Source organism: Pseudomonas sp. IzPS59 (assembly GCF_014863505.1).
In the GTDB taxonomy this organism is placed as follows: domain Bacteria; phylum Pseudomonadota; class Gammaproteobacteria; order Pseudomonadales; family Pseudomonadaceae; genus Aquipseudomonas; species Aquipseudomonas kribbensis.
In genome coordinates this window covers 183,597-201,230 of record NZ_CP062251.1, presented here as the reverse complement: position 1 = coordinate 201,230, position 17,634 = coordinate 183,597, and the positions used below count along the sequence as shown (strand labels likewise).

General features: G+C 61.7%; 11 protein-coding genes. 7 read left to right on the top strand and 4 right to left on the bottom strand.

Going from position 1 to position 17,634, the window contains the following annotated elements:
* Positions 1-24: 24 nt before the first annotated feature.
* The 3 genes from IF189_RS00830 to IF189_RS00820 all read right to left on the bottom strand — a co-directional run bounded on the left by IF189_RS00830 (position 25) and on the right by IF189_RS00820 (position 9,041).
* Positions 25-6,408 (bottom strand): Ig-like domain-containing protein, encoded by a 6,384-nt coding sequence (locus IF189_RS00830; RefSeq protein WP_192552675.1) that lies wholly within the window; start codon positions 6,406-6,408, stop codon positions 25-27.
* Positions 6,409-6,461: 53 nt separating this feature from the next.
* Positions 6,462-7,307 carry a sulfotransferase family protein gene (locus tag IF189_RS00825; protein ID WP_085712623.1) on the bottom strand — a complete coding sequence of 282 codons (846 nt, stop codon included), beginning with the start codon at positions 7,305-7,307 and terminating at the stop codon, positions 6,462-6,464.
* A 138-nt stretch (positions 7,308-7,445) separates the two neighbouring features.
* Positions 7,446-9,041 carry a glycosyltransferase family 39 protein gene (locus IF189_RS00820; protein WP_134825077.1) on the bottom strand — a complete coding sequence of 532 codons (1,596 nt, stop codon included), beginning with the start codon at positions 9,039-9,041 and terminating at the stop codon, positions 7,446-7,448.
* 241 nt (positions 9,042-9,282) lie between these two features.
* Here IF189_RS00820 and IF189_RS00815 point away from each other — a divergent pair, with 241 nt between their 5' ends.
* The 7 genes from IF189_RS00815 (at position 9,283) to IF189_RS00785 (ending at position 17,130) form a co-directional block, all read left to right on the top strand.
* The gene (locus tag IF189_RS00815; protein ID WP_085733413.1) at positions 9,283-9,870 is read left to right on the top strand and encodes a phage tail protein; all 588 of its coding nucleotides are present in this window, start codon (positions 9,283-9,285) and stop codon (positions 9,868-9,870) included.
* Positions 9,871-9,928: 58 nt separating this feature from the next.
* Positions 9,929-10,240 carry a DUF6916 family protein gene (locus tag IF189_RS00810; protein ID WP_192552674.1) on the top strand — a complete coding sequence of 104 codons (312 nt, stop codon included), beginning with the start codon at positions 9,929-9,931 and terminating at the stop codon, positions 10,238-10,240.
* A 169-nt stretch (positions 10,241-10,409) separates the two neighbouring features.
* Positions 10,410-12,479 carry a type VI secretion system tip protein VgrG gene (locus tag IF189_RS00805; RefSeq protein WP_192552673.1) on the top strand — a complete coding sequence of 690 codons (2,070 nt, stop codon included), beginning with the start codon at positions 10,410-10,412 and terminating at the stop codon, positions 12,477-12,479.
* Entirely contained in the window at positions 12,476-13,324 is an 849-nt protein-coding gene (locus tag IF189_RS00800; RefSeq protein ID WP_134825075.1) for a DUF4123 domain-containing protein, read from the top strand. The genes IF189_RS00805 and IF189_RS00800 overlap by 4 nt, the downstream gene beginning before the upstream one ends.
* A complete protein-coding gene (locus IF189_RS00795) occupies positions 13,321-14,094 on the top strand; it encodes a hypothetical protein (protein WP_134825074.1) in 774 nt (257 codons plus the stop codon). Before IF189_RS00800 ends, IF189_RS00795 begins: the two co-directional genes overlap by 4 nt.
* A 12-nt stretch (positions 14,095-14,106) precedes the next feature.
* On the top strand, positions 14,107-14,931 hold the full coding sequence (locus IF189_RS00790) for a hypothetical protein (protein ID WP_134825073.1): 825 nt from the start codon (positions 14,107-14,109) through the stop codon (positions 14,929-14,931).
* 12 nt (positions 14,932-14,943) lie between these two features.
* Positions 14,944-17,130, top strand: coding sequence for a lipase family protein (locus IF189_RS00785; RefSeq protein WP_192552672.1), 2,187 nt, complete (start codon positions 14,944-14,946; stop codon positions 17,128-17,130).
* A gap of 1 nt (position 17,131) precedes the next feature.
* Here the strand turns inward: IF189_RS00785 and IF189_RS00780 are convergent, their stop codons facing one another.
* Entirely contained in the window at positions 17,132-17,623 is a 492-nt protein-coding gene (locus tag IF189_RS00780) for a GNAT family N-acetyltransferase (protein ID WP_413038511.1), read from the bottom strand.
* Between the last annotated feature and the right edge of the window lie 11 nt (positions 17,624-17,634).

Sequence of the window (17,634 nt, the reverse complement as noted above, 5' to 3'; positions counted from 1 at the left end):
CACATATTGAGTTGTTGTGTGTTGTCAGGCCGGCATTTCGCTGATGCCGACCTGTTGCAGAGCCGCCGCCAGGTTATCCACCCGGTGCTGCTCGCTATCCTTGATCTCTTGCAGTTGCTGGCCCAGGGTCGGCGCGCCGAACACACCGCGCAGGCCTTGGGACACGTCGCCGCCCCGGATCGAGTGGCTGTCGAAAGCGTTCAGTGAGTCCCGCTCGGCGGCGCTGTCCTGGTTGAACAGGCTCGACAGCGTGCTGATGCCGAACACCCCGCCATCACCCCCACCGAAACCGAGGAAGCCATGGCCGGAACCATCACCGCCGCTGTCGCTGCTGGTGAATACCTGAGCAATGAAGCTCGGGCTCAACGCGCCGTGGTTGATGAAAATGTCGCCCAGCGGACGGATGCCATTGCCGATCACCCGCTGCTCGAACAGCGGCGGGAAGGTCAGCGGTGAACCGAGGCCACCGGTGGGTGGCGCAAAGATGGTCGGTTGCAGCGGCACGTCGACCCGCGACGGCAAAACGACCGGAACTTCGATGCGGAACTCCGGATCCGGCGATACCACCACCAGCGGAGAGGTCGGAGGCACGGCCGGCACCGTGTTGATCACATAGTTGCCGGAATGACTGATCCCGCTGCCGTTGTTGCCCGACAGATCGCTGACCCCGGCACTGTTGACGCTGATTGCGTTGCTGGCGCTGTTGACGTTGACGTTCGGCGTCAGGGTTGCGGTCCAGGTCTTGCCGCCGTCGCTGCTGCTCAGGTTGGACAGGGTGCCGTTGGCCACGCTGAGGTCCGACAGGTCGAAACCGGTCACCGCTTCATTGAAGGTGATGATCACCTGCGAGGTCTGACCGACGCCCAGGTTCGGATTGGCGACCACCACCGTGGCAGTCGGCCGCTCACTGTCGAGGGCGTAGTTGTTCGACACCGCCACCGTGCTGCCGGCGTTGCCCGCCAGGTCGGTTACGTTGCTGGTGTCCAGGGCAATGAAGTTGCTCGGGTCGGTGACATTCGCGGTCGGCGTGAAGGTTGCGGTCCAGGTCTTGCCGCCATCGCTGCTGCTCAGGTTGCTCAGGTCCCCGTTGGTCACGCTCAGGTCCGACAGGTCGAAATTGCTCACCGCCTCGCTGAAGGTGAAAGTCACCGTGGTGGTCTGGCCGATGCCCAGATGCGGGTTGGCGACCACGATGTTCACCGTCGGCCGGGTCGCATCGAGGATGTAGTTGTTGGAGATGGCAATGCTCGCCCCGGCGTTGCCGGCCAGATCCTGAACGCCGGCGGTGTCGAGGACGATCAGGTTGGTCGCGTCGTTGATGCCGGCAGTCGGTGTCAGGGTCGCCGTCCAGGTCACACCGCCGTCGCTGCTGGTCAGGTTCGACAGCGCACCGTTGGCGACGCTGATGTCCGACAGATCGAACCCGCTAACCGCCTCGCTGAAGGTAATGGTCACGGTAGTGGTTTCACCGATGCCCAGGCGATTGTCGGCGACCACGATGGTGGCGGTCGGGAGCGCGGTGTCGATGGCGAAGTTGTTGGAATCGGTGGTACCCACGCCACTGTTGCCCGACAGGTTGGCCACCCCGGCATTGTTCAGGGTGATCAGGTTGGTGGCGTCGGTGACATTGGCGGTCGGGATGAACGTCGCGGTCCAGGTGATACCGCCGTCACCACTGCTGACGTTGGTCAGCGTGCCGTTGGCGATGGTCAGGTCACTGTTGTCGAAACCGCTCACCGCTTCGCTGAAGGTGATGGTCACCAGCGAGGTTTCCCCGGCCCTGAGCGACGTGTCGGCAACCACGATGGTGGCGGTCGGCACCTGGGTCTGGATCTGATAGTTGGCCGAACTGGTGGTGCCGGTGCCGGTGTTGCCGGCCAGGTCGGTGATGCCGGTGTTGTTCAGGACAATCAGGTTGGTGAGGTCGGTGATGCCGATGTTCGGTGTGAACGTGGCCGTCCAGGTGATGCCGCCGTCGCTCGACGAAACGTTGCTCAAAGTGCCGTTGGCGACGCTCAGGTCGGAATTGTCGAATCCGGTCACGGCTTCGCTGAAGGTGATGGTCACCAGCGAAGTTTCGCCTGGGCGCAGGTCACTGTCGGTCATGACAATGGTCGCCGTCGGCCGCTGGCTGTCGACGGCGTAGTTGTTGGAGTCGGTGGTGCCGCTGCCGAGGTTACCCGCCAGATCGGAGATGCCTGTGTTGTCCAAGGTGATGACGTTGGTGGTGTCGGTGATCCCTGCCGCCGGCGTAAACGTGGCGGTCCAGGTGATGCCACCATCGCTGCTGCTCACTGCGCTCAGTGTACCGTTGGCGATGATCAGGTCAGCGTTAGTGAAACCGGTCACCGCTTCGCTGAAGGTGATGGTCACCAGCGAGGTCTGGCCGACGCCCAGTGCCGTGTCGGCAACCACGATGGTGGCGGTCGGACGCTGGGTATCGATCGAATAATTGTTCGAATCGGTGGTGCCGAAGCCGGCATTGCCCGACAGGTTTTGAACCCCGGAATTGTCCAGGGTGATCAGGTTGGTCGAGTCGGTAATGTTGGTGGTCGGCGTGAACGTTGCCGTCCAGGTGATGCCGCCGTCGCTGCTGCTGACCGCTGTCAGCGTGCCATTGGCGATGGTCAGGTCGGCATTGGTGAAACCGGTCACCGCTTCGCTGAAGGTGATGGTCACCAGCGAGGTTTCGCCGATTTTCAGGCTTGGGTCGGAGATGATGATAGTCGCCGTCGGCACCACAGTGTCGATGGTGTAGTTGTTGGAGTTGGTCGTGCCGCTGCCGGCGTTGCCGGCCAGGTCAGTGATGCCGGTGTTGGCCAACCCGATCACGTTGGTGGCGTCGTTGACGCCGACGTTCGGCGTGAAGGTCGCGGTCCAGGTGATGCCGCCGTCGCTGCTGCTGACTGCCGTCAGGGTGCCGTTGGCAACCACGATGTCGGCGTTGCTGAAACCGGTCACCGCTTCACTGAAGGTGAAAGTCACCAGCGTCGTTTCGCCGGCCGTGAGGGTGCTGTCGGCAACCACGATGGTGGCGGTCGGACGCTGGGTGTCGATGGCGTAGTTGCCGGAATCCACAGTGCCGCTGCCGGCGTTGCCGGACAGATCCGAGACGCCGGTCTGGTCCAGGGTGATGACGTTGGTGGCATCGGTGATGTTGCTGGTCGGTGTGAACGTCGCCGTCCAGGTGATACCGCCGTCGCTGCTGCTCACCGCGCTCAGCGTGCCGTTGGCAATCGTCAGGTCGGCGTTGGTGAAACCGGTCACTGCTTCGCTGAAGGTGATGGTCACAACCGAGGTTTCGCCGATTTTCAGCGCGTTATCGGACAAGACAATGGTCGCGGTCGGACGCTGGGTGTCGATCGCGTAATTGTTCGAATCGGTGGTGCCGGTGCCGGTGTTGCCGTTCAGGTCAGCGATGCCGGTATTGTTCAGGGTGATCAGGTTGGTCGCGTCAGTGATGCTGGCGGTCGGCGTGAACGTGGCCGTCCAGGTGATGCCGCCGTCGCTGCTGCTGACCGCTGTCAGCGTGCCATTGGCGATCGTCAGGTCGGCGTTGGTGAAACCGGTCACCGCTTCGCTGAAGGTAATGGTCACCAGCGAGGTTTCGCCGATCTTCAGATTGTTGTCGGCCACCACGATGGTCGCGGTCGGACGCGCGGTATCGATGGCATAGTTGTTGGAGTTGGTGGTGCCGCTGCCGGCGTTGCCGGCCAGATCGGCGACCCCGGTGTTGTCCAGGGTGACCAGGTTGGTGGTGTCGGTAATGTTGTTGGTCGGCGTGAGCGTGGCGGTCCAGGTGATGCCGCCGTCGCTGCTGCTCAGGCCGGTCAGGGTGCCGTTGGCCACCGTCAGGTCGGCGGTGGTGAAGCCGCTGACCGCTTCGCTGAAGGTGATGGTCACCAGCGAGGTTTCGCCTGCCGCCAGATTGCTGTCGGCCACGACAATAGTCGCGGTCGGCCGCACGGTATCGATTACGTAGTTGGGCGAATCCGTGGTGCCGTTGCCGGCGTTGCCGGCCAGGTCGGCGATGCCGGTGTTGTCCAGGGAGATCAGGTTGGTGGTGTCGGTGATGCTCGCAGTCGGGGTGAAAGTTCCGGTCCAGGTGATGCCGCCATCGCTGCTGCTGACTGCGCTCAGCGTGCCGTTGGCGATGGTCAGGTCGGCGTTGGTGAAACCGGTCACCGCTTCGCTGAACGTGAAGGTCACCAGCGAGGTATCGCCGATCTTCAACGCCGTGTCGGACATCACGATGGTCACGGTTGGCCGTGCGGTATCGATCGCGTAGTTGACGGAACTGGTCGTGCCGACGCCCGCCACGCCGTCGCTGATCGCGGTCACCCCGGTGTTGTCGAGGGTGATCAGGTTGGTGGCGTCGGTGATGTTGTTGGTCGGGGTGAAGGTCGCGGTCCAGGTCAGGCCGCCGTCGCTGCTGCTCACCGATGTCAGCGTGCCGTTGGCGATGGTCAGGTCGGCGTTGGTGAAGCCGGTTACCGCGCGGCTGAAGGTGATGGTCACCAGCGAGGTTTCGCCGATTTTCAGCGCGGTATCGGACATCACGATGGTGGCGGTCGGTGGCTCCACATAAGCGGTGTTGAGGGTGCCGCCGTTGTTGTAGATCGCCGCGAAGGCCAAGGGCACAGAGCCCGTCACGCCACCACCCAGTTCTGAGCCACCGGAGCCGCTGCCCGCCGCGTTACCGCTGATGGCGCTGAAGTTGGAGGCCGTGATCAGTACCGTGCCGCCCTGGTTCCAGATCGCGCCGACACCCCGTCCGCCGTCGCCGCCGTTCAAGTTGTTGCTGCCCTGGCCACTGCCGCCGCCACCGCCGCCGCCCGCACCGATGTTGTTGCTGATGACCGAGGTGCCGACGATTTTCAGGGTGCCGGTGGAGGCGTTGTAAATGCCGCCGGCCGCGTTGCCGCCGACGCCGCCGACCTTGTCCCAGCCGGAGCCGCCACCGCCGCCGCCAATGGCAATCGTGCCGTTGTTGGCGGTGCCGCCATTGCCGCCGTTACTGTAATAGGACACGCCGACACCACCGGCGCCGCCGATGGTGGAACCGCCGCGCCCGCCCATGTGCGTCGCGTCGTAGCCGCCGCCGTAGCCGCCGACACCGCCGCTGCCGGCCTGGCCGCCCAGCGTACCGGTGCCCGGCCCGGCGGTACCGCCATGACCACCACCCTGACCGCCGAGGCCACCGCCACCGCCACCACCGCCGCCGTAGTTGGCGCCCGTGACTCCCCCGCCGCCGCCACCGCCCGCTGCCGCGTTACCAGTGACCGAAACGTTGTTCAGCGTGAGGATGCCGGCGTTGAAAATCCCGCCGCCCATGGCCCCGGTTGCGCCGTAGCCGCCATTGCCACCGTTGCCCGAGACCAGGCCCCGGGTAATCACCAGACCGTCGAGGGTCACGGTGCTGCCGGAAGTGATTTCCACCACCCGGGTCTTGTACTGGCCGTCGAGGGTGACGTCGGCGACGCCATCGTTGTTCAGGTCGCCGTCGACCGTGATGTTCTTGTTGATCAGCAATTCCGAGGTGAGCTGCACCGTCATGCCGGTGCTGAAGGTCACGATGTCGCCGTTTTGCGCCGACGCCAGCGCTGCGCGCAGCGAGCCGACCCCGGTGTTCGCGTTGTTGGTGGCGGTCCAGGTGGCCAGGCCCCACTGGTATTCGCTCATCGACAGGGCCGACAACACGTTGGCGCTCTCGATCTTGCCCGTGGCGATCTCCAGATCCCAGTCGCCGCCCACACCGGTGCGGTTGTTCGACGCCGCCACGTCGCGGCCGGTCAGTTGCGCCAGCGAATCGACAAAGCTCAGGCCACGGTCACCCTCGGCGGTGTAGCAGCCATAAATGAGGATGTCGCCGCCGACGTTCATGTCCTTGCCGATTTCCGCCAGCACCGCGCTGCGCTGCGCGACGTTGTCCGCTGACAGATAGCTGTTGCCCAACCACAGGTCACCGGCATTGCCGTGGGCGATGATTTCCACGGTACTGATGCCCTGATGCTGATCCAGGTAATCGGCGATCTGCTGCAAGCCGTCCTTGCTCGCATCGAGCTTGACCACTTGCGTGCCGGGGGCGACGCCTTTGAGCAGGCTGTCGGCATCCTTGACCCGGGCATCGACGAACACCACGGCCTGGCCCGGCACCGCCACAGGGCTGGCAGCCGGCGTGGCATCGGCCTGGCCGTGGGTGTCCTTGCTCGCCACCGGATGATCGGCGGTCGGCGCCTTGGCCGCATCGGCAGTGGGATGGCTGTCGGGCTGGGCCGCAGCGGTATCGGCCACGGTGGCCGCGACAGCGCCGTCGAACAGCATGCGCGGTTCCAGCGACATGATCAGCGGCGCAGCCAGCGTCCGTTGGCCCTCGGTTACCCGCGACTTTTGCTTGCTCCACCACATGTTGCTCACCCGGACTCGAACAGTTGTAAACGCATCAATGAAAAACGCCGCGATCAACTGATCGCGGCGTCGGACTTCATACGAATCACATTGGCAGCGCTGGCTGAGCCATCGAGCCAAAAGGACAGATCGGCGTATTGCTTGAACAGGTCCGGCGGCAGAATCGTGCGCCGGGACTGCAGGGCGACCTTGGGTTTGACCTTGTGCAGGCCGGCCACACCCAGGGCCTGGTCGAACTCCGGCGCGTCATAGGCCAGGTGCTCGAAATCGTGCTCGAACCACGGCTCGCCGATGAAGTCGTAGACCAGCCGCAGCACGCGCTCCGGGGCCTGGGTCAGCAAATCGTAATCGACGATCAGCAGCGAATCGGCGTGCTCACCGTAATAGGCTTCCTTGAGCGCCGCCCAGGCGAATCCCACCAGGCGGTTGCGCTGGGCCAGGGTTTCGCAGCGGCTGTAGACGGTGTTGCGCTCGACGGCATCGCCGAACAGCTTGGTGTTTTCGTAGGGGTTGGCGCGGTACAGCCGCTCCAGGCTGTCCATCACCCAGGCGACGTTGCGCACGCAGGCGATGACCTTGGCTTTGGGGAACAGATCGCTGATGGCCGGCAGGCGCGAGCTCCACTGCCGGTTGGTGTCGAACACCACCGGTTTGTCGGCCTTGTCGGCGTAGTAGGAATCGAACAGGCCGCGCAGCAGGCGACGGCGCATGTCGGTGTCGATCACCGCGCCGAATTCGCTGCCGGCGCTGCATTGTTCAAGGACACCGGAAAACAGTGCGCCGACCGGGCTGGTCATGCCGGCATGGAAGCGCGGATTCTGCAAAAGGATCGCAGAAAGGAGGGTCGAGCCCGAGCGCGGCAAGCCGGAGATAAAGTGGAACTGCTGCAATCCCTTCACCTTACTTTGTAAGTCCTTTTGTCCGACGAGCGTAGTCCAACAATACCCTTTCGACTAGTAGTGTTTTGACATCAACATAGAGCAAAACGGACTTGTTAGACCATTTCTTATCGCGAACAGTAAGGTGAAGCGTTTAAGTCATTCTCCGTTGGTACGATCGTCCTTTTCCAGAACGAAAAGTCGCGCTTTCGCCCCGCCAGCATTGGACTGATCACGCAACTGCCAGGTCTTGGGCAGAGGCAGGAACGGGTCCGCAACTTCCGGGTCCAGGTCACCGATCAGCCAGACCCGGGAACTGTCCTTCGGCAGATCCGCGAGACGATCCAGATAAACCTCATCGGACACCAGTGTGCCGAAACCGTAGTGGTTCGGACGCGTCGAGCGCCCGTCGGCGGCAGGCGGCGTATACAAGCGGATTTGCGCATCCGTGCGGTTGTAGTAGACGTAGCTCAGGTACCAGAGCATGTCGCTGGTGACGATCCGGTCGCCGCTGACGAAGTGGTGGTTGATGTGATCGACCATCACGTTGAACTGGTCATTCGGATCGACCGTGGCGTTGGTGTTCACCCCGACCATTTCGATTCCGACAAACGCCACCAGCACCGCCAGCGCCAATACGCGAACGCGGCTGTACAGGCGGTCGATGGCCAGCGCCGCCAGCATCGGCAGGCCCAACGCATAGGCCGTCAGATAGCGCTCGATGAACACCGGGCTGATGAACGACACCGCGAACACCAGAAACAACGGCACACCGGTATAGAGCGCCAGCAACACGCTGCCATGGTTCACGCTGCGGTCACGGGCGACGGCCACGCCCGCCAGCGCCAGCATCCCCAGCGGCATGCCGCAGAACAGCAGCAGCGGAAGATGATCGCCCTCGTTCTGGGTCAGCCACAGCCAGATCATCGACGGCAGCGAGGACAGGGTCACCGGGTCTTCCCAGCCCACATCGCCACCGACCTTGAGCTCTTCCATGTGTTGCGTCAGATCGAGCAGGTTCGGCAGCCACGGCAGGTAGAGCGCGACAATGGCCAGATTGGCCAGCCACCAGTCCTTGCGCTGGATATGCCGCAGGCGATAACCCGGCAACAGGCGGATCAGCCCCAGGTACAGCCAGTGGCTCAGCGCCGCCAGCACCGCGAAGTAGTGGGTGTACAACGCGGCGCTCATCAGCAGCGCATAGATCACCAGATACCGTCGGCGCTGCGGGCGTCTGACCCAGCAGATCAACGCCAGGGTGGTCCCGACCAGCAGCAGACCGAGCAGCGAGTACATGCGCACTTCCTGGCTGTAGCGCACCGCCGTCGGCAGCAGCGCCAGCAGCACCCCGGCGATGATCGCGGCGCGACGGGTCGCCAGGCGATCGACCAGGCACATGCCCAGGCCGACCGTGGCGATACCGGCCAGGGCACTGAGGCTGCGGATCGACAGGATCCCTTCGCCAAACAGTCCGATCCAGCCGTGCAGCAGCATGAAGTACAACGGCGGATGCACATCGAACGCCGCGTGCTCCCAGATACCGCCCAGCGTATAGCGCGCCAGCAGCAGGCTGGAGCCTTCGTCGCCCCAGATCGCGGCGGCGGTCAGGTCATAAAACCGCACGGCTGTCGCCAACAGCAAAATCGGTATCAGCCACTGCTGGCGAACCCAGCGCAGCAGACGCCGGACACCGGCATTCGGTGCGGCAAACGGGTCCTGGGTATCCCCCAGCGGAGTCTCTCGACGCGCTTCCATCAACCTTCCCTTACGGTATTCCGAGTAAAAAACAGCGCCATTCATTGCGCACACTGTAGGCCAGAGCCGAAGCCGACGCGCGGCCGCGACGACGTCCGGCAAGTCCGCCGATCCGGGTCTACGCTACGGCTTGGCGTGACCTGCCCGCGCAAATGGAAGGCGTCAGTAAAACGTTTCGACCTGCCCGGCAACACAGGCTAACGCGCGGCGCGCCAACCACATAACAGAAGGATGAGGAACCATGGAAGTCTTTATGGGTACGATTCAACCGTTCGCCTTCAACTTCGCTCCCAGTGGCTGGGCCCTGTGTAATGGACAGATCCTTTCCATTGCGCAATACAACGCGTTGTTTGCGTTGCTGGGCACTTACTACGGCGGCAACGGCACGACCAACTTTCAGTTGCCCAACCTGCAAGGTCGCGTGCCAATGGCCCAGGGCAACGGTCTGGGTCTGACGCCGCGCGTCATCGGTCAGGTGGCTGGTACAGAAAGCGTCACCGCCACCATTGCCAACATGCCCAACCACACCCACGCGATGACCGGTCTCACCGCCAACACGGCCTTATCGCTGGCGGTACCCGCCAGCAATCCGGCGACCGTACCGACTGCCACCAATTCCTACATCGGTGCCTCCGGCGGCGGCCCCGGCTCGGCGAACATCTATTCCGACGCCCAGGGCGCCACGCCGGTGCCACTCAAAGGGGTGACCACCACCGTCACCGGCGACATTTCCTCCACCGGCGGCAGCCAGCCGCTGGGCATCATGAACCCCTTCCTGGTCCTCAACTTCAGCGTTGCCCTGAACGGCCTCTTTCCGTCGCGCAACTGAGCAATCGTCCGGGGGCCCCGAGCCCCCGGACGTTTCGTTTTTTCTCTGGAGTCAGACCATGCTGCAATCGGTTCAGATCGAACATCTCCAGCCGTTGCTGGGGCAACAACGCACGCTGCACCTGCCGGATGGCACGGCGTTGCCGATTCAACTCGCTCACCTTGAAGAAGTCCCGTCGGCGAAAATGCGCTACAGCGAACGCATGCCCTTCTGCCTCGAATTCAACAGCCTGGAGCCGACCGAGTTTGTCGACGGCCTGTGCGCACTGGAGTTGCCGGAGTTCGGCCGGGTGGTGGACATTTTCGTGTCACGGGTGCCGGCGATGGGGCGGGATCCGCAGTTGGGCTATTTCTGTATTTCCTTCAACTGATACCCCCAGCAGAATCTTCGCGAAACCTTGTAGGCAAAAGATGTAGGACCAAAGCCAAGGCCTTGTAGGGCGGGCTCTTCAACCGATTTTATTGGGAAACGTCCGACATCATTTCCCGGCTCACCTTGTTAGCGTTGTTCCGAATCCGTCACAGGACGAGGAACAACGGATGTTCAATGCCAACGCACGCTTTCGCCTTACGACCGACGACTTTAAACACGATTTTCAAGTGCTGTCCTTCAGCGGCAGCGAAGCCATCAGCGAGCCGTTTGCCTTCAAGGTCGAGCTGGTGGGCACCAGACCGGATGCCGATCTTGCAGGCCTGATGCACCAACAGGCCTTTCTTGCTTTCGATGACCACGGCCACGGCATACACGGACAGATCCAGCACATCGGCCGAGGCAATATCGGCGAACGGTTGACGCGATACAGCCTGACCCTCGCTCCTTGCCTGGCCAATCTGCGCCATCGCGTCAATCAGCGGATTTTCCAGAACCTGAGCGTTGCGCGAATCATCGCGCAGATTCTCGAAGAGCATGGCATCCACGCCGATCGCTACCGGTTCCAGCTCGGCCACCCGTTGCCGGATCGTGAATATTGCGTGCAGTACAACGAGTCCGACCTGCACTTCATCCAGCGCCTGTGCCAGGAAGACGGCGTGCATTACCACTTCCGGCACAGCCGCGACCGACACCTGCTGGTCTTTGGCGACGACCAGACCGTGTTTCCCCGCCTCTCTCGGCCAACACACTTTAAACCGCACAACGCCATGGTGGCCGACAGGCCGGTGATTCAGCGATTCGACTACCGGCTCGAAACCCGACCCAACCACACCTCCAGCCGCGCCTACGACTTTAAAAAGGCGCGAATGTTGCTGGAAGCGGATGCCTACAATCCCGATCGGCACCTCCAGCCCGATCCCGGGGTTTACGAATACCCGGGACGCTACCTCGATCGCGAGCACGGCAAGCGGCTGGTCCGGCAAGCCCTGGAACATCACCGCGCCGATAGTTGCCTGGGCGAAGGTGACAGCAATGAACCGGCGCTGGTGTCGGGGCATTTTCTGTCCCTGACCGAACATCCCGATCCGGTATTCAACGACTTGTGGCTGCTGACCGAAATCCGCCATGAAGGAAAGCAACCGCAAGTGCTGGAAGAGACCGCTGATCATGCGTCAGCCGATCCCGAGAAGGACTTCATCCAGGGCTACCGCAACCACTTCACGGCAACGCCCTGGGAGGCGATCCATCGACCGCCGTTGCGCTTTCGCAAACCCCGCATCGGTTCGACCCAGACAGCGGTGGTCACCGGCCCGGAAGGCGAAGACATCCATTGCGACCCGTATGGCCGGGTCAAGGTGCAGTTCTTCTGGGATCGCGAAGGCCGCCACAACGACAAGAGCAGTTGCTGGCTGCGGGTGGCCTCGGGCTGGGCCGGTAATGCCCACGGCAGCGTGATCGTCCCACGCGTGGGCATGGAAGTACTGGTGACCTTTCTCCACGGCGATCCCGACCGTCCGGTGATCAGCGGTTGCCTGGCGAACAGCGCCAACCCGTTGCCCTACGAGTTGCCGGCGCACAAGACCCGCAGTGTGTTTCGTTCCCGCAGTTCGCCGGGCAGCACGGGCTTCAACGAGCTGATGATCGAAGACCGCGCAGGCCAGGAGCAGATTTACCTGCGCGCCCAGCGCGACCTGCGACAGAAGGTCGAGCACGACAGTCATCTGGACATCGGCAACCAACGCCGGGAAACCATCAAGGGCAACAGTTTCAGCGCACTGCACGCGGAAGAACACCGCCTCGTCACCGGTCATCGCAAGACCCATCTCAAGGCCAGCGACTACCTGCACGTCGGCGCCAGCAGCCACACCCGGGTCGGTCAATCACTGACAACCGAAACCGTCGGGCAGCTGTGCCTCAGCGCGGGCGAACATCTGGTGCTGGAGGCGGGAAAAAGCATCAGTCTGAAAGTCGGTGGCGAGCATTTTGTCCTCGATCACAGCGGCCTATTCGGCAGCAGCGACTTGCTGATCGGCGGCGTGCCCGCGCCCTTCCTGCGCGCCCCGCTGTTGCAGCCCGACGGTATTGAAGACCTGTCGGCGCCTGCGCCTTTGCCGCCATTGGTGGCGCCCTCACAACAGGCATTGATGGCCGCCAGCAAAACCCTGGGCGCGGATTTCTGCCCGATCTGCGAAGCCTGCCGCACAGGTGCGTGCCCGATCCCGGAGGCCGCCGCATGACTGACGCCCTTGTACGACGCTGGCTGATCGAACAACACCGCGCCGGTTGCCTCCTGTGCCTGGTCCTCGACTCGCAGAACGAACGCGACATGCGCCAGCGCTGGCTGAAGAGCAGCCGTTACGAGCAATACGCCAGCGTCTACGGCGAAACCGCCGTCGCCGAACTGGCCGACACCGGCCCGTTCCTCTTCACCTTCGACCAGCCCGACGACCGCCGTCTCGACGCCCTGCTCGACAGACCGGAGAGCCATTGGGGGTGGTTGGCCAGCCTGGGAAAAGGCGAGCTGAAGAGCTGGGTCCGGCACTGGCAGGAGCGGCTGATCGTCGGCGTCCGTCCGCATCAGGCGCTGTACCGCTTTCACGACAACCGGGTGCTGACCCGGGCGCTGGAGCATCTGCCGGTCGAGGCTTTGCCGGCGTATCTGGGGCCGGCGATCAGCGTTTGCCATTGGCAGGGCTCGCACTGGCAGATGACCGACAACCCTGCGCCGGGCAGCTACCCCGTGCCGGACACGCCGCCGTGGCTGCAACTACCGATGCCTGACGAACAAGCCATGGAGATTCGCCTGGCCAATGCCCACCGCTTTCTGCTGGCCGAACATGTAAAGGCTTATTCCGCGCTGGCGTGTATTCAGGATCCGCAAATCTGGCTCCGTGAACGACTGACCCAGGCCGAAGCCTGGGGCTGGCTGACACCGGAGCGGCTGGAGTTTCTGCTGATCCACAGCCTGCAAACGCCGAATCCCGCGCCCCATTGGCAAGCCCGACCGGACGAAACACCGGATGACCACTTTGATCGGGTTTACCAGCTTTCGAAGCACTGGAACGGGGAGACGCCTTCATGAAGATTCAGCTCAAAAGCCTCGGTCTGATCGGCTGTTTCGCGGCACTGGGAGGCTGCAGGACCGAACCGCCCAACACCTTCAAATTTACTGCCGATCTGCCACCGGGATTTGCCTACGTCGCAGCGGTTTATTACGTACCCGAGAAAGGCCATACCTGCACCCTCGACAGACGCGACAACCTTGCCCCGGTGTTCAACAGCAAGTGGCGCACGGACTACAAACCGGATGCCGAAATCACGATTCGCAAGATTGTTAAGGGGTGTCCGTTAGTGGTCAGAAAAATCTCCCTGGAAATCAACTCTGCGTATGGCAAGGACTGGGGAGACATCAGCGGTGATCAAGGCATGGTGATCATTCGTGATGTGCTGGAAGAACAGTACAAAAACACCTTCAACGATGCTGGGGAAAGCTTCATTTACAGCCAGTGCGAATGGTGGTTCCGCACAGTGGGGACCAACCGCCGTATCGTCAAGATTCTTGATTGCTCCTCATCCAATGCCCAAGGAACCCGAGAGCAGGGCAAGACATTTTCTGCCTTCACTCTTGAACAACTACCGGGCAAGACCATGGAATTGAAAGTCAGGTTGGCCAAGGAAGAAAAGCCTGCCATCGGCGACACATGGGTCAAAGTACCAAATGGATGGAAACGCTGTATGGGCGACAACGCTGAGGATCAGTACGCCTTTTGTTACGGCAACTACACCGACTTCAGCACTTTCACCATGCCGGATGGCCAGGTCTGCACCATTTATCCGGGTTGCACGGAATAAGGAGATTTCGCCATGACGTCTTTGGAAAAGGATCTGTACTCGCCTGCACTGACCTCCCTGAAAACCAGACTCGCGCGACGTGGTGCAACTTTGGGCTGCTGCCTCGTCTTCATCGCAGGCTGTAAGAGCGAGCCGCCCAACACCTTCAAATTCACAGCCGATCTACCACCGGGATTTGCCTATGTCGCGGCGGTTTATTACGTACCCGAGAAAGGCCAGACCTGCACCCTCGACAGACGCGACAACCTTGCCCCGGTGTTCAACAGCAAGTGGCGCACGGACTACAAACCGGATGCCGAGATCACGATTCGCAAGACGGTTAAGGGGTGTCCGTTGGTAATCAGCAGGATCGCGCTGGAGATCAACGCGAGTTACTACAAAGCACGGGGAGATTTTGGGGGTGACGAAGGCATGGTCTTTTTGGGGAACGACATAGAGGAGCAGTACAAAGGCACTTTCAATGAGGCAGGTGAAAGTACTTTTTACGGTCAATGTGAATGGTGGTTCCGGACAGCTGGCGCACAACGCCGCATCGTCAAGATTCTTGATTGCAAAACAACTGATGCCCAAGGGGTTCGTGGGACAGGCAAGACTTATTCCGCTTATGGCCTTGATCAACTACCGGGTAAGACGGTGAGGATGAAAATTGAATTAGCAAGGGAGGAAAAACCCTACTTCAGAGACACATGGGTTCAGTTTCCAAACGGCTGGAAACGGTGCATGGGCGAAAGGTTTGAAGACCAAGATGCTTTCTGCCGCGGTAACTACACCGACTTCAGCACTTTCACCATGCCGAATGGCCGTATCTGCACCATCTATCCGGGCTGCGCAGAATAAGGAGATCGCGCCATGACGTTATTGGAAAAGGATTTGGAATCACCCTTGGGCAGCCGGATGTTGACTTGCCCCACAGGCGGAAAATGGACAAGTTTTCAGCTGGTCGATGAGCACTGCTCAGGCGAACCCTATGCCGGTTTAGCCTACGTTGTAACCGACTCGGAGGGATACAAATACGCCGGCTGCCTGGATAACAAAGGAATTGGAAAAGTAGATAACCATTTCGGCGGACCGATTTCTCTACTCTTCGAGCAAGCTTACGAAGGGAACGAAAAGGTTTATCTGCGCATGATGGAAAGGCAGTATTACCCTCTCAAAATCACCGAGCTCCAAGTCCGAGCCGAGAAAACCCGCTACTTGAATCTGGGTGCCATTCGTACGCGTGAGCGACCCGAGATCGCAGACGGTGCGGACTACTTTCAAGTCGAAGTCCGTCATCTTGTCAGGCATGCCTCCCACCTGCCACCCGAGGTTTATCGCGATTACCCCCTCGATTCCGGGTGCGCTGCAATCATGCGCGAACACGGAAAACTTGGCGTAGCGCTGATGCCGCAACGTCACACCGTTCTTGAAGTGCGCCCGCTACGCGCGTTGCGGCCGATGTTATCCACAGTTCCGGCATTCTGTGCACTCAACCTGTACCAGCTCGCATTGATGGCAACCCTGAGTTACTGCCCTTTCGGCCAGGAACCCAAAGTCCCTTCCGCCGAAACCAGATCCGTTAAATTTCCGCTGCAACCCAGCGCCGGCAACTGGTTCGGCGATGCACTGGCCAAGGGAGAGGAACTGTGGAAAGTCGACAACGCTCAGACCAAAGCCTATTACCCGCTATACGAGGATGTTCCGTACTCAAGAAGGCTAGAGATCATCCCGTTTGACCCGAACCTCTATGCAGTCAACAGGTACACGCCTGAACGGGATCCGGAACACCCGGCCAGCGTCCACTTCCTCGACGACATCGGTAATAAAGACAGCACCGACACCCAAGCCTTCATCACCCACAACGACGAACTGATCCTGATCGCCGTGCGCGGCACTGCCGAGATAATCGCCGACGGTCTACGTGATGCCGACGCCCTTCAAGTGCCGTTCGAGGAAGGCGACGGCCAGGTACACCGAGGATTTTATGAAGCAGCGCAGAAAGCCTATGACTTCACCGTCAAATACCTAGAAAAGTTCTACACCGGCCAAAACCTCCTGATCTGCGGCCACAGCCTCGGAGGTGCGATCACATTACTGCTCTCGGAAATGCTGCGCCGAAGAGCCGGGTTCAACTACAACATCCAGCTCTACACCTACGGCGCCCCCCGCGCCGGCGACGCGGACTTCGTGAAGGGCGCAGCCGATCTCGTGCATCACCGCATGGTCAACCATAACGACCCGGTGCCCAGCGTGCCCGGCAGCTGGATGAACACCAAGGCTGACATCTACGGCACCGGGGCGGCGCTGACGTTCGTCAATGTGCCAGTAGGCCTGTCGGTTTTCGTCGCCGGTATCACCAACTGGACCGGGGAAGCCTACGACCACCATGGCAGCCTGCGGCACGCCATGCCGGTGGAGTTCGGGCGTCAGCAGGTGTCTTCGATCCTGTGGGAGCCGGGTTGCGACACCATTACCCAGCACGCCGCGTGCGACGTGGCGATCCGGCAGCGGCATGGTCTGCCGGATCGGCCGACGTTGCTCAAACAGATTTTCGACGCCGGGCACCACTCGATGACCGGCGCGTACATTCCGGCGTGCTGGGCGGTGTTGCGGCGTTGGCAGGAGGCCCAGGAATCAAGCCGTTCGCTGGTCACCGAACGGGAGTTTGCCGTGGTGGAGTCGGCCCTGGAACGCATCACCGACCAATTGCGCTCCCGGCGCAACAACCTGCCGGGACGCCCGGACAGTTACGTGCGCACTCAGTCCGGCACCCTTGAGGCGCTTAATCGTGAAGTCGAGAAAATCCGCGTGACACGTGAGCGCCTGGCAATCCTTCGCCATCGGCGCATCACGACTCAGGACGTTTACGGGCAACTGGCAGAACAACCGGAACGACTGGCCGAAAGCCTGCCGCGCTGGCAGCTGCACCCGGAAAACGCTGCAGCCGAACAGCTCGCCATGGCGCCGGACGCTGCCGAAGACGACCCGCTGCTGGCGACGCTCTACGGCCACAAGATCGGCGCGCCGCACACCTTCGATATCAACTCGATGATCTGACTCAACCCTGTGGATACCACACCAGACGCTCCGCCGCCGGATTGCGCTCTTCCACCGTGAATCCCAGCGCCAGGTAATGCTGGCGCGCATGGGGGTTGTTGGCCCAGACCACCGTCGCCACCGGGCAGCGCACTTGCTGCGCGGCTTTTTGTACGCCTTGCAGCACGGTTCGTCCGTAGCCCTTGCCCCGGGCCTGAGGGATGAAGGCGATGTACAACACGCGGATTTCGTTGGGGCCGAAATCGGTGCTCAGCGCGCCAATGGCCGTGCCGAGTTTTTCCACGACGTAGTGCATGGCATTCGGATGGTTTTCACCCATGCCCTGCTCCTGCACCTGAAACTGCTGGGCAACGATTTGCTGCACCTGTTCCTGCTCGCCGTCGACCCATTGCAGATCCGGCCGCGCCGATTGATACAGGCTTTGCAGAAAGGGGCCGTCGGTGGCCCGCGAAGGCCGCACCACCAATCCGTCCGCTGCCAGGTTTTCCGTCATTTTCATGCTCC